We start from the raw sequence: 12,994 nt of genomic DNA, 5'->3' as shown, positions 1-12,994 counted from the left end.
TTCAGTCCACGTTCAAGTTGGAAAAAACCACCCGAAGCGTTTCGGGCTTTCGGTATTTCACTCAACGACTGGCTTGATCACCCCACATGCTCACCTCCAACGTAGGTTCTACGTTCTTTTGGAGGAGCTACTCTGTCCAGGCCGGTACAGAAACTGCCACCCCTGATAACTGCCTTGCCCTGTGAAACTCTCCTGGTAGCGGCGAAAGTTGCCCTGCTTGAGGGGCTGTCCCGGCGCCTGGCTGAACACGCCCATGATGGTTTGCCCGGGACCGGCGATGATGCCCCAGTCGGCCTTGCCGCTCATGGGATCGGGGTAGACCCGGCGCAGGTAGCGCTTGATCGTCGGTTCGCGGCGGTCCAGCAGCAGGTCCTCGAGGGTCTTCGGGTACAGCCTGTTCTTTTGTTCGTAATACAGGCCGATGGCCCGGCGGATTTCCTCGCCCTGGGCGAGCAGCTGCGCCTCGCGTTCGCGGCGCAGCTGGGTCGACCAGAGCACGCCGACTTCCATCAGCAGCACGGCGACGATGGCCACCGAGACCAGCAGGCCTATGAACACCGAGCCGCGCTGCGGTGCGCGCGCATGGCGACCATTACCAGGAACCATAGTCCGTTCCATCCACTGCTTGCCCGGGTGCGCCGCTGTGCACATCGCCGAAACCGCTGTCCTCGCCGCTCTGCAAGCGCCAGGTATCGCGCCGCCCGGTGATCGGGTCGCGGGGGATCTCGCGCAGGTAGCGGTCGTTGACCAGGTCTTCCAGGGATTCGGGGTTGCTGCCCTTGTCTTCGCGGTAGTGATCGAGCGCCTGGCGGATCGACACCAGGTTGTGGCGCAACACGGTTTCCTGGGCCTTGGTGTGCTGGCGAAAATACTGCGGCATGACCAGGGTCATCAGCGTGGCGATGATCGCCATCACCACCAGCAGCTCGATCAGGGTGAAGCCCCTGGCCTTACCATTGATTGTACGGAGTCCCATTGAGGCCCTCCCGCTGGCTGGTGGAGCTGATATCGAAGACGTCCTCGCCTTCGGCCGGACTCTCTGCGGTGCTCTTGTAGCTGCGCAGGCGCCAGGTTTTCTCGGCGGGCAGGTCCGGGCATTCGCAGACCGGGTCGCGGGGAATACGGCGCAGGAAAAAGATCTTCCCGCCGCTCGGGTCGCTCTTGTCGACGATGCCTTCGATCAGGGTTTCGAGGGACGGTGGATAACCGTTGCCCGTGCCCTTGTCGATCCGTCCGTCATCGACCGCCTCCTTGTAGGCGTCGATGGCACGGCGGATCTCCCGCAACGAGCGTTGCAGGTCGAGTTCACGTTCGCGTTTGCCCATCAGGGCGGTCAGCGGATAGGCCACCGTGGCCAGGGTTGCCAGCAATGCCAGGGCAAGCAGCAACTCGATCAGGGTGAAGCCGGCTGCAGATGGGCGGCGAGACGCTAGGGGAAATAGCGCAAGCGGCCGCATGGAGATCGCACCATCTGGACATCCTCGGGTAAATGCGTCAGGCCAAGACACCTTTACTGCAAGAACATGGCGCGCTGTGCGAGAAGTGTAGTCGATAGTTCAAGGATGCCAGGCGAGCCCTTCGGTGGGGCGCGCCGACAAATGTCCACAGAGGCTGTTGGCGGGTCTGTGGATAAGATGTTCGTGCATCGCTGTATCCCACGCAGATCAAGGGGTATAGCCCTTCGTACGAAAAATGATCAGCCTAACTGACGGTTTTTGTTCAGGTTTTTGTGTGGATAAGACGCTTGCAGGATGCTGCTTCGCGGGCGACTTGTTAACAAAGTCTGTTGGCGCTTTTGTGGATAAGTTGTTCGCTGTCCCTTGCAGGCCTTGTTTTACAAGGCCTGCAAAGTGCTGGTCAAAAAACATCCAATTGCAGTGCTTTCTTCACATGATTAGCCTGAAACCTTCATATCTCGCGGTTTTCAGAGGTTTTCCACAGAGGCTCGGGGAAATCGCCGACTTGCACACAAAGTCTGTTGGCCTTTCTGTGGATAAGGTGTTCGCGGTCCTCTACGAGCCTTTTAAATCGCGGCTTGCATGCTATTGATCAATAAATGATCAAAGGCGGCCTGAACCGGTCTTTCTGAATAAGTCACGGATTTTATTCAGATTCTCTCGTCATCGAGAGGGCATGAACCGGTACTTGCCCACATTTGCTGTGGGTGGTTCTGTGGATAAGTTGTTCGCCAAGCCCGCCAGGCCCCGGTTCTTATAGCGCAGAGTGCTATAGATCAAATTTCATACAGTTCTAAGGGTGTTTATTGACACCCCTGCGGTCAAAGTCTTCACTCATGGCACAAGGACACAACGTTATTCGCATCCATATCAGGTTCAGGGAGAACGCTTGATGGGTCGCCAGCCGTACCACCACCCGCCGTCCCCCTCCACCTTCAATGCCGTGGCCCGAGCCAGTGCCCTGGTGCCCAGGCGCATTCATCGCCATGCCACCAACCAGCGTGCGCGCCTGTAGCGCCTGACCCGGCGCTTGCGCGCCATCCCGATCTTTTGCGTATGCCCGGTTTGTCTGGAGAACCCGCGTGCGCGCTCGCCTGTTGCTCCACCGTCTGCCCCCGTGGTGGCAACCGCAGAGTTGCCCGTCTTAGCCCGATAGAGGGCCCGATAGAGGAAACAACCATGACACGGATTTCGACATCCATCAGTGAGATCAAGGAACGCTACGACGTTATCGTGATCGGTTCCGGCTATGGCGGCGGCATCGCCGCCTCACGGCTGTCGCGTGCCGGGAAAAGCGTCTGTCTGCTGGAGCGCGGGCGCGAGATCCAGCCGGGGGAATACCCCAACACCATGGTCGCGGCGACGGAGGAGTTGCAGGTGCATGACCCGGATGGCCATATCGGTTCGCGCACCGGCCTGTTCGACCTGCACGTCAATGCCCAGCAGAACGTGGTGGTCGGCTGTGGCCTGGGCGGCACTTCGCTGATCAACGCCAACGTGTCCCTGGAGCCGGAGCCGGGCGTCTTCGATGATCCGCGCTGGCCCCGGGCGGTGCGCGAGCACCGCGACACCCTGCTCGCCGAGGGTTATGCGCGGGCCCGGGAAATGCTCAAGCCCAATCCCTATCCGGCGTCCGCGCCCAAGTTGGCGAAGCTGGACGCCAATCGCAAGTCGGCGGACTACCTGCAGGAAAAGGCGCATTTCTATACCCCGCCGATCAATGTGACCTTCGACAAGCTGCCCAACAACCTCAACCACGTCGGCGTCGAGCAACTGCCGTGCAATCAGTGCGGCGACTGCGTCTCGGGCTGTAACAACAAGGCCAAGAACACCACGCTGATGAACTACCTGCCGGATGCCTGGAACCATGGCGCGGAGATTTTCTGCCAGGCCGAGGTGCGGCACCTGGAGCGCGACGGCAATGGCTGGATCGTGCACTTCCAGTACCTGGACAGCGGCCGGGAGAAATTCTCCGCGCCGACCCTGTTCGTCAAGGCCGACATCGTGGTGGTGTCCGCCGGCACCCTGGGCTCCACCGAAATCCTCCTGCGTTCCCGCAGCAAGGGCGTGCCGATGTCCGGGCAACTGGGCGAAAACATGAGTGGCAACGGCGATATCCTCGGCTTCGGCCACAACTGCGAACAGACCATCAACGGCATCGGTTTCGGCGCTCATTCGGCCAAGGAACTGCAACCGGTGGGCCCGTGCATCACCTCGATCATCGACATGCGCACCGAAGGCGACTGGCGCAGTCGCATGGTCATCGAGGAGGGCTCGATCCCCGGCGCCCTGGGCCGTCCCATGGTGCCGGCCATGGCCGGTTTCGCCGAGATGATCGGCGAGGCCACCGACAAGGGGGTCAGCGCCGAACTGCACTACAAGGCCCGCGAGGCCGAGAGCTTTCTGCGAGGCCCCTACTACGGTGCCCTGCACAATATGCAGACCTATCTGATCATGAGCCATGACGACGGCAAGGGACGCATGGTGCTGGACGCCCAGGACCAGCTGCGCATCGACTGGCCGGGCGTGGGCGAGCAGGAAAACTTCAAGCTCGGCAATGACCGGTTGCACCGCTCGACCCAGGCCCTGGGCGGGGTCTGGGTGCCGAATCCGATCTGGACCAAACTGCTCAAGCACAGCATCGTCTCGGTGCACCCGCTGGGCGGTTGCGTGATGGGCGAGGACGCCACCCAGGGCGTGGTCAACCACAAGGGCCAGGTGTTCAGCGGCACCAGCGGCACCGATGTCCATCCGGGGCTGTACGTGACCGATGGCGCGGTGATCCCGACGTCGCTGGCGGTCAATCCGCTGCTGACCATCTCCGCGGTCAGCGAGCGCAACATGGGCCTGCTGGCCGCCGATCGTGGCTGGGTCATCGACTACCGCCTGCCGTCGGCACCGCGCAAACCGGTGGCGCCGCCGACCCTCGGCGTGCAGTTCACCGAAACCATGAAGGGCTATTTCTCCAGGGATTTCACCCAGCCCCAGGGCACCGACCTCAAGCTGTACGAAGCAGCGGCCAAGAGTGGCGAGGCACAGAACTCGCCCATCGAGTTCACCCTGACCATCACCGCCAATGACCTCAACCGGATGATCAAGGAGCCGGAGCACGCCGCCACCCTGGTCGGTACCCTCAATGCCCCGGCGCTGTCGCCGTATCCACTGACGGCCAGCAACGGTGTGTTCAACCTGTTCGAACAGTACCAAGAGCAGGTCGGCGTACGCCATATGAACTACGACATGAAGCTGACCGCCGAGGACGGTCGCGACTATTACTTCAGCGCCTTCAAGACCGTGCCCGAGGATAACGGCGTGCTGAATATCTGGCCGGACACCAGCACTCTCTATGTCACGCTCTACCAGGGGCCGGACAAGAGCGGCGCGGTACTCGGCTCCGGGGTCATGCATATCCTGCCCGCCGACTTCGCCAGGCAGATGACCACCATGAAGGTGCTCAATGCCCGCAACGAACGCGAGCGTATCGAAGCCCTGGCGCGCTTCGGCAAGTTCTTCGCCGGGATTCTCTGGGAAAGCTACGGCGGGGTATTTGCCGGCGATATCTACTTCAACCCGGATGCGCCGCCCCGGCACAAGCGGCCGCTGGATGCGCCGGTGCCGACCGTGCATTTCTTCGAGACCGAGGACAAGGTCCAGCTGCGCCTGACCCGTTACCAGGCCGGCAGCAAGGGCCCGGTGATGCTGGTGCACGGGCTGGGCGTGGGCTCGAATATCTTCTCCACCGACACCATCCAGACCAACCTGCTGGAGTACCTGTGCAAGCATGAGTACGACGTCTGGCTCCTGGATTTCCGTGTCAGCATCCTGTTGCCGGCGAGCAAGCACGAATGGAACGGCGACCAGATCGCCCAGTACGACTACAAGGCCGCCATCGCGCAGATCCGCCAGGCCACCGGGGCCCTGGACGTGCAGTGCGTGGTGCATTGCTACGGTGCCACGACCTTCTTCATGTCGCTGCTGGCGGGGTTGCAGGACGTGCGCTCGGTGGTCTGTTCGCAGATCGCCGCCGATACCGTGGTGGCCACGGCGACCGGGATCAAGGCCGGCCTGCACTTGCCGGGGATGCTCGATGCGGTGGGCATCAAGTCACTGACCGCCTATGCCGACAGCAAGGAGAGCTGGTTCAACAAACTGTATGACAAGGCCCTCAACGTCTATGCGCGGATCGAGGCCCAGGGCTACTGCACCAACCCGGTCTGTCACCGGATCACCTTTATGTATGCCTCGCTGTACCGTCACGACACCCTCAACGAAACCCTGCACGACAACCTGCACGAACTGTTCGGCGAGTCGAATATCCAGACCTTCGAGCACCTGGCGCTGATCTGCCGCAAGGGGCATCTGGTGGACTTCAAGGGCAATGACGTCTACATGCCGCACTTCGAGCGGTTGCAGATGCCGATCTGCTTCATCAGCGGCGCCGACAACCAGTGCTACCTGCCGGAAAGCACCGAGAAGACCTACGAGCGCCTGGTCAGTCTGCACGGCCCCGAGCTGTTCAGCCGCCATGTGGTGCCGGGCTACGGCCATATCGACTGCATGTTCGGCAAGAACGCGGTGGTCGATGTTTACCCGCTGATCCTCGAGCACCTGGAGAAGACCGCGCTGGGCTGATGCGCATCAGTCTGGAAAACACCGCGAAACCTTGTAGGAGCCGGCTTGCCGGCGATGAGGCCCGCAAGCCTTGCATCGACCTCGCAACCGCCATCGCCGGCAAGCCGGCTCCTACAAGGATCGTGCTCGGCCGGAAAAAACGGATTGGCAGGGAAGGATGATATGGACAGTTACATCCGCTGGTTTCAACGCTTTATCTGGATAGGCATCGTGATGAACATGGTGTTCGCACTGCCTGCCCTGTTCGCTCCGGCACTGCTGACCTCGGTGGTCGGCCTGCCGCCGGTGCTGTCGGACCCCTGGCTGGAAAACGCCGGCATGCTGCTGGTGGGCATCAGCGTGTTCTACATGCCGTCGGGCTTCAACGCCCGGCGTTTTCCCATCCACTCCTGGCTGTGCGTGCTGACCCGGTTGATTGCCGTGGCGTTCTGGATCTACCTGATCGATACCAGCAACCAGGCCTCGGTGTTTTTCCCGATGCTGATGGGTGACCTGAGCATGTTCCTCATCCTGGGGATCCTGCTCTACCTCGGCAGCCCGCCGGCCGAGCGGCCCTGGGCGCTGCTCGCCAGTGGCTGGCACAGCTGGTGCCATGGCTGGGCCGTGCGCTGGCAGCGCCACGGCTTCCGCGTGGGCCTGCTGGTCACCGTGCTGGTGCTCGGTTTTATCGGCTACCAGACCTGGTACAACATGCTGCGGGTGGTGCCCGAGGAGAAGTTCGCCTCCGACGAGGACCACTTCAAGTACGCCGCCATCGGCCTGGGGATCGAGGCGCGGATTCCCTACTACCTGTTTGCCGTGCTGCCGCAGATGTGCCCGGAAAAGATGCCCAGGGCCGGCGCTGGCTGGGAGTCGTTCGGCTTCCTCTATGAAAATGGTCGCGACCTGCCTATCGGCATGGCCAAGCGACAGATCGGCTACCCGACGGTCGAACCCAACTGCGCCCTGTGCCATACCGGCTCGTACCGCGCTTCGGCGAGCGATGTCGCCAGGCCGATCGCCACGGCGCCGGCCAATACCCTGCAATTGCAGGCCTTCCAGTGGTTCGCCTACGACTGTGCCAGCGATCCGAAATTCACCACCGACGCGGTGATGACCGCGATCAACGGCAAGTTCCAGCTGGGCTTCTTCGAACGCCTGTACAACCGCTACCTGATCATCCCCATGGCCAAGACCGCGCTGCTCAAGCAGAAGCAGGCCTACGCCTGGCAGAAACTGCGGCCGGCCCAGGGCCCGGGGCGCACCGACACCTTCAACCCGACCAAGATGGTGGTCTTCGGCTTCCCGGATGACTCGACCATCGGCACCGTCGACCTGCCGCAGATCTGGAACCAGAAACCGCGCGAATCGCTGTACCTGCACTGGGACGGCAACAACAACGATATCCACGAGCGCAACTACGCCGCGGCCATGGCCGTGGGCGCGACACCGCAGTCGGTGTTGCCGGCCAGTTTCAACCGGGTCACCAACTGGCTGCTCGGCACCAAGCCGCCGGCCTGGCCGTTCGCCCTGGATCAGGCGCGGGTCGCCCAGGGCAAGCCGATCTGGGACAACAACTGCGCGGGCTGCCATGAGTTCGGCAAGGCCGATACCGGCCAGGTCACCACCCGCATCGATCAACTGGGCACCGACCCGCATCGCCTGGACTCCTTCACCGTGGGCCTGGTGCAGGCATTCCATGGCTTCAAGAAACCGCCGTTCGACTTCAACGCCTACCGCAAGACCCAGAGCTACAGCAACACTCCCACCGATGGCGTGTGGATGCGCGCGCCGTACCTGCACAACGGTTCGGTGCCGAGCCTGTGGGATCTGCTGCAGACCCCGGACAAACGCCCGGTGGCGTTCAGCACCGGCTCGGATGTCTACGACCCGGTCAAGGTCGGCTTCGTCACCAGCGGCCAGCAGGTCGAGGCGCCGGGTTACTTCAAGTACGACACGCGCCTGGAAGGCAACCACAACAGTGGTCACCTGTACGGCACCCAACTGACCGACGCCGAGAAATGGGCGCTGATCGAATTCATGAAGACGTTGTAGGGAGACCGCCATGACCATGCATCATTTCGAACACGAGCTGGCGAAGATCCGCGTCCGCCTCAGCGGCTTGAAGGCACGGCTGGAGCTGTCCTGGAAAAAACTCATCAGCGAGATCGAGCCCGAAGAGTTCCAGGCCATCCAGATGCTCCTGCAGCGCGGCCATGACCAGGCCCAGTACGTGCTGGAACACGGCGACCTGCCGACCGACGAGCCGTCGGTGCCGTGGGAGCTGTCCCATGGCCTGTCGATCCTGCACCTGGGCGATGCCAAGGCCCTGCCGACCTCGGAGGCGCAGTTGCAGACGCGGGTGCTCAAGGACGGTACGCTGCTGGGCTGTCGCAAGTGGGAACTGCTGGACCTGCTGTGGAGCGAGGCGCTGATCAAGTGGATCGAGAATCTGCGGCGTCATGCCACCTTCGCTACCACACCGATGGTGATGATGATGGATCGCGACGTGGTCCTGGCGATTGCCGGCGACTGGGGCACCGGGCCGTTCGACAGCCATGCGCCGGCGGTCGCCGTCGCCAACCAGATGCAACTGGCCCAGGCCGATTTCACCATTCACCTGGGCGACGTCTACTACGCCGGCACCGGCTCCCAGGAGGACGTCGACATGGCCGGCTGGCCGATGGGCAAGCACGGCGCGTTCACCCTCAATTCCAACCATGAGATGTACAGCGGTGCCCACGGTTACTTCGCCGAGCTCAAGTCCCGTTTCCCGATGCAGCAGGGCACCAGTTACTTCGCCCTGTACAACGATGACTGGCTGATCGTCGGGCTGGATTCGGCCTATGCCTCCAAGCCGCTCAATCTCTACATGGACGGCACTCTGAACCCGCAGCAGATCGACTGGATGAAGACGCTGCCCAAGCGCGGCAAGCTGATGGTGCTCAGTCATCACCAGGGCTTCGATATCAGCGGGCACAACCCCAACGACCTGTACAAGCAGGTGTGCGCGGCCCTGGGCCGGGTGCCGGACTACTGGTACTGGGGGCACCTGCACAACGGCATCGTCTATGCCGAGCTGAACGGGCTGCGGGCGCGCTGCGCCGGGCACGGGGCGATTCCCTATGGCGTGACCAGCGAACTGGACGGCAATGAGCGGGTGCTGTTTTCCGAGACGCAGAATGCCGGGGACGATGAATACCCGGAACGGGTGCTCAACGGCTACGCGCGGGTGCGCTTGAGCGGGGAGAACATCATCGAGGAGTTTGTCGGCGAGGATGGGGCGGTGCGGTGGGCGTCACACGGGTAGTTCGCTGTTGACCGCGCTGTGGGCGTGAAGCGCGACCTTGTCCTGGGACCTTGTAGGAGCTGGCTTGCCAGCGATGACGATGCCAGCCGCACCGCCGCTATCGCGGGCAAGCCCGCTCCCACAGGGCGATGTTCCACCACGGACTGTCGTCTAGCCTGGGACCTTGTAGGAGCTGGCTTGCCAGCGATGGCGATGCCAGCCGCACCGCCGCTTTCGCGGGCAAGCCCGCTCCCACAGGAGGGTGGCGCACCACGGACTGTCGTCTAGCCCGAGACCTTGTAGGAGCTGGCTTGCCAGCGATGACGATGCCAGCCGCACTGCCGCTATCGCCAGCAAGCCGGCTCCCACAGGGCGATGTTTCACCACGGACTGTCGTCTAGCCTGGGACCTTGTAGGAGCTGGCTTGCCAGCGATGGCGATGCCAGCCGCACCGCCGCTTTCGCGGGCAAGCCCGCTCCCACAGGGCGATGTTTCACCACGGACTGTCGTCTAGCCTGGGACCTTGTAGGAGCTGGCTTGCCAGCGATGGCGATGCCAGCCGCACCGCCGCTTTCGCGGGCAAGCCCGCTCCCACAGGAGGGTGCGCACCACGGACTGTCGTCTAGCCCGGGGCCGTGTGGGAGCGGGCTTGCCCGCGAAGCTTTTAGCCGTGAACGGGCACGCCCTTGAGGTACGGTGCAGGCTCTGCCCCGAGGTTGCTCAGCAGGCGCTCGCTGTACCAGTCGACGAAATTGACCACGCCAAACTCGTAGGTCTTCGAGTACGGGCCCGGCTGATAGGCCGTGGAGTTGATGCCGCGCTGGTTTTCCTCGGCCAGGCGACGGTCCTGGTCGTTGGTCGCATCCCAGACTTCACGCATGCGCGCCACGTCATAGTCGACGCCTTCGACCGCGTCCTTGTGTACCAGCCACTTGGTGGTGACCATGGTTTCCTGGGCGCTGATCGGCCACACGGTGAACACGATGATGTGGTCGCCCATGCAGTGGTTCCACGAGTGCGGCAGGTGCAGGATGCGCATCGAACCCAGGTCCGGGTTCTTGATCCGGCCCATCAGCTTCTTGCAGCCCTGCTTGCCGTCCATGGTCATCGACACGGTGCCCTTGAGCAGCGGCATGCGCACGATACGGTTACGCAGGCCAAAGCTGGCGTGGGCATAAGGGATCTTCTCGGCTTCCCAGGCGGCGGCGGAGGCGGCCACATGGTCCTTGAACGCCTGGTCGGCGCGCGGGTCGGTGACGTCGTCCCACTCCAGCAGGGTCTTGAGCAGTTCCGGGTGGGAGCCGCCGCAGTGGTAGCACTCGCGGTTGTTCTCCAGCACCAGCTTCCAGTTGGCCTTCTCCATCAAGGTGGTTTGCACCGCCACCTTGGTGTTCTCCATGTCGTAGGGTTCCATGTAGTGGTTCAGGGTCGCCAGGAACTCATCGATCGGCGGCGGGTTTTCCGCCAGGCTGATAAAGACGTAGCCGCCCGAGGTCTTCACATGCACCGGCTTGAGGCCGTATTGCTTCATGTCGAAATCGGCGCCCATCTCGGTGCCGGCGAACAGCAGGCGACCGTCCAGTTCGTAGGTCCACTGGTGGTAGTGGCAGACCAGCTTGGCGACCTTGCCCTTGTCGCTGGTGCACAGGCGCGAACCGCGGTGGCGGCAGACGTTGTGGAAGGCGTGGACCACACCGTCGGCACCGCGGATCACGATGATCGGGTTCTTGCCGATCTGCAGGGTCATGTAGTTGCCCTTGGCCGGGATCTCGCAGGTCATGCCGGCGATCAACCATTCCTTCTGGAAGATTTCCTGCATATCGATTTCGAACAGCCGCTCATCGGAGTAGAACGGTTGTGGCAGGGAAAAGGTCCGCTCGCGCTCTTGCAGCATTTTCGCGGTGGCCTTGCGTGCGGGTTCCAGCGGATCGCCCAGGCTCAGGGTTGCGGTGACGTCCATCGATTTAGTCCTCATGGCCATGCGGTGTGGCCGGCGAATAGTGGCTGATCAGGGGTGCTACGCAAGGTGTACGTCAGGTGTCTTGGTATGGAGCGAGTGTGGGGGCGGCAGCGACACGAACCTTATCCATGGGCGACATGGCCGAATCCGTTCCCGACGCCCAACCCCCGGTCGTTGGGGGCTGGTCGCGATAAGCATGCCAATGTCGCGGATAGGTAAATGGTCGCCCCGGCGCTTGCGCAGAATCGCCAACATAGAGCCGACAGTCGGCGGTGGAGAACAATATGTCGAACAACTTCCTCAATCCGGTAACCACCCAGACCTGGGCCAATGGTCGGCATATCGTGCGCTGCGTGAAGGTCATCCAGGAAACCTGGGATGTGCGGACCTTCTGCTTCATGGCCGACCAGCCGATCATGTTCTTCTTCAAGCCGGGGCAGTTCGTCACCCTGGAGCTGGAAATCGAAGGGCAGCCGATCATGCGCTCCTACACCATTTCCAGCTCGCCATCGGTGCCCTACAGCTTTTCCGTGACCATCAAGCGCGTGCCGGGCGGCAAGGTTTCCAACTGGTTGCACGACACCCTGCACGAAGGCCAGGAGCTGGCGGTGCACGGGCCGGTCGGGCTGTTCAATGCCATCGACTTCCCCAGCCCCAAGGTGCTGTACCTGAGCGGCGGCGTCGGCATCACCCCGGTGATGTCCATGGCCCGCTGGTTCTACGACACCAACGGCAATGTCGACATGGTGTTTATCCACAGCGCCCGTTCGCCCAAGGACATCATCTATCACCGCGAGCTGGAGCACATGGCGTCGCGGATCGACAACTTCAGCCTGCACCTGATCTGCGAAAAACACGGCCTGGGCGAGCCCTGGGCCGGTTATCGTGGCTACCTGAACCACAAGATGCTGGAGTTGATGGCCCCGGACTTCCTCGAGCGCGAAGTGTTCTGTTGCGGCCCGACGCCTTACATGAACGCGGTCAAGCGCCTGCTGGAAGCGGCCGGGTTCGACATGAGCCGCTACCACGAGGAATCCTTCGGCGCGACGCCACCGGAAGCCCGTGCCGATGCGGTGGAGCAGGCCGAACAGGCCGCCGAGGCGCCGGAAGTGGATGCCGCGGACTTGCACCAGGTGGAGTTCACCGCCACCGGCAAGAGCATTCGCGTGGCACCGGGCGAAACCGTGCACGCGGCGGCGGCCAAGCTTGGCCTGATGATCCCCAAGGCCTGCGGCATGGGTATCTGCGGGACCTGCAAGGTGCTCAAGCTGGGCGGGGAAGTGGAGATGGACCACAACGGCGGGATCACCGACGACGATGTGGCCGAGGGTTATATCCTGTCGTGCTGCAGTGTGCCGAAGGGTGATGTGCGGATCGAGTACTGATCGCACACCGCGGCGCTTCTTTCGCGGGCAAGCCCGCTCCCACAAGACCTGCGTCAAGCCCGGAGCCCTGTGGGAGCGGGCTTGCCCGCGAAAGCGGCGGGGTGGCTGGCATCGTCATCGCTGGCAAGCCAGCTCCTACAAGGTTCCAGGCTGGACCATAGTCCGTGGCGAGCCCCCATCCTGTGGGAGCGGGCTTGCCCGCGAAAGCGGCGGGGTGGCTGGCATCGTCATCGCTGGCAAGCCAGCTCCTACAAGGTCCCGGGCTAGACGACAGCCCGGTGCGCCTCCCTCC

At 62.7% G+C, this 12,994-nt stretch carries 9 protein-coding genes; 5 read left to right on the top strand and 4 right to left on the bottom strand.

Going from position 1 to position 12,994, the window contains the following annotated elements; genetic code table 11:
• Nucleotides 1-108 precede the first annotated feature (108 nt).
• Genes KI243_RS30155 through KI243_RS30145 form a run of 3 tightly spaced genes read right to left on the bottom strand, consistent with a single transcriptional unit; the run spans nt 109 to nt 1,457 of the window.
• Nucleotides 109-606, bottom strand: a complete 498-nt coding sequence (locus KI243_RS30155; RefSeq protein ID WP_244861790.1) for a type II secretion system protein — start codon at nt 604-606, stop codon at nt 109-111.
• Nucleotides 593-976 carry a prepilin-type N-terminal cleavage/methylation domain-containing protein gene (locus tag KI243_RS30150; RefSeq protein WP_177084718.1) on the bottom strand — a complete coding sequence of 128 codons (384 nt, stop codon included), beginning with the start codon at nt 974-976 and terminating at the stop codon, nt 593-595. The genes KI243_RS30155 and KI243_RS30150 overlap by 14 nt, the downstream gene beginning before the upstream one ends.
• Entirely contained in the window at nt 951-1,457 is a 507-nt protein-coding gene (locus KI243_RS30145) for a type II secretion system protein (protein ID WP_177084716.1), read from the bottom strand. The genes KI243_RS30150 and KI243_RS30145 overlap by 26 nt, the downstream gene beginning before the upstream one ends.
• Nucleotides 1,458-2,349: 892 nt before the next feature.
• Between KI243_RS30145 and KI243_RS33135 the strand changes: the two genes are divergently transcribed.
• The 4 genes from KI243_RS33135 to KI243_RS30130 all read left to right on the top strand — a co-directional run bounded on the left by KI243_RS33135 (nt 2,350) and on the right by KI243_RS30130 (nt 9,378).
• Complete coding sequence (locus KI243_RS33135) at nt 2,350-2,472, top strand: hypothetical protein (protein ID WP_256261915.1); 123 nt, start codon at nt 2,350-2,352, stop codon at nt 2,470-2,472.
• 164 nt (nt 2,473-2,636) lie between these two features.
• Nucleotides 2,637-6,089 carry a GMC oxidoreductase gene (locus tag KI243_RS30140; protein WP_178989572.1) on the top strand — a complete coding sequence of 1,151 codons (3,453 nt, stop codon included), beginning with the start codon at nt 2,637-2,639 and terminating at the stop codon, nt 6,087-6,089.
• A gap of 162 nt (nt 6,090-6,251) precedes the next feature.
• Nucleotides 6,252-8,123: a hypothetical protein gene (locus tag KI243_RS30135; protein WP_177084713.1), complete on the top strand. Its 1,872-nt coding sequence runs from the start codon at nt 6,252-6,254 to the stop codon at nt 8,121-8,123.
• A gap of 10 nt (nt 8,124-8,133) precedes the next feature.
• The gene (locus KI243_RS30130) at nt 8,134-9,378 is read left to right on the top strand and encodes a metallophosphoesterase (RefSeq protein WP_212810221.1); all 1,245 of its coding nucleotides are present in this window, start codon (nt 8,134-8,136) and stop codon (nt 9,376-9,378) included.
• Nucleotides 9,379-10,021: 643 nt separating this feature from the next.
• Here the strand turns inward: KI243_RS30130 and gbcA are convergent.
• Complete coding sequence (gene gbcA / locus KI243_RS30125) at nt 10,022-11,317, bottom strand: glycine-betaine demethylase subunit GbcA (RefSeq protein WP_017128781.1); 1,296 nt, start codon at nt 11,315-11,317, stop codon at nt 10,022-10,024.
• Nucleotides 11,318-11,601: 284 nt separating this feature from the next.
• Here gbcA and gbcB point away from each other — a divergent pair, with 284 nt between their 5' ends.
• Complete coding sequence (gene gbcB, locus KI243_RS30120; protein ID WP_017128780.1) at nt 11,602-12,702, top strand: glycine-betaine demethylase subunit GbcB; 1,101 nt, start codon at nt 11,602-11,604, stop codon at nt 12,700-12,702.
• Nucleotides 12,703-12,994 lie beyond the last annotated feature (292 nt).

The sequence above is a fragment of the Pseudomonas sp. Ost2 genome, from assembly GCF_018326065.1.
Taxonomy (GTDB): domain Bacteria; phylum Pseudomonadota; class Gammaproteobacteria; order Pseudomonadales; family Pseudomonadaceae; genus Aquipseudomonas; species Aquipseudomonas gingeri.
Note: the sequence above shows the minus strand (reverse complement) of the source record. Positions and strands in the feature narration are given on the sequence as shown.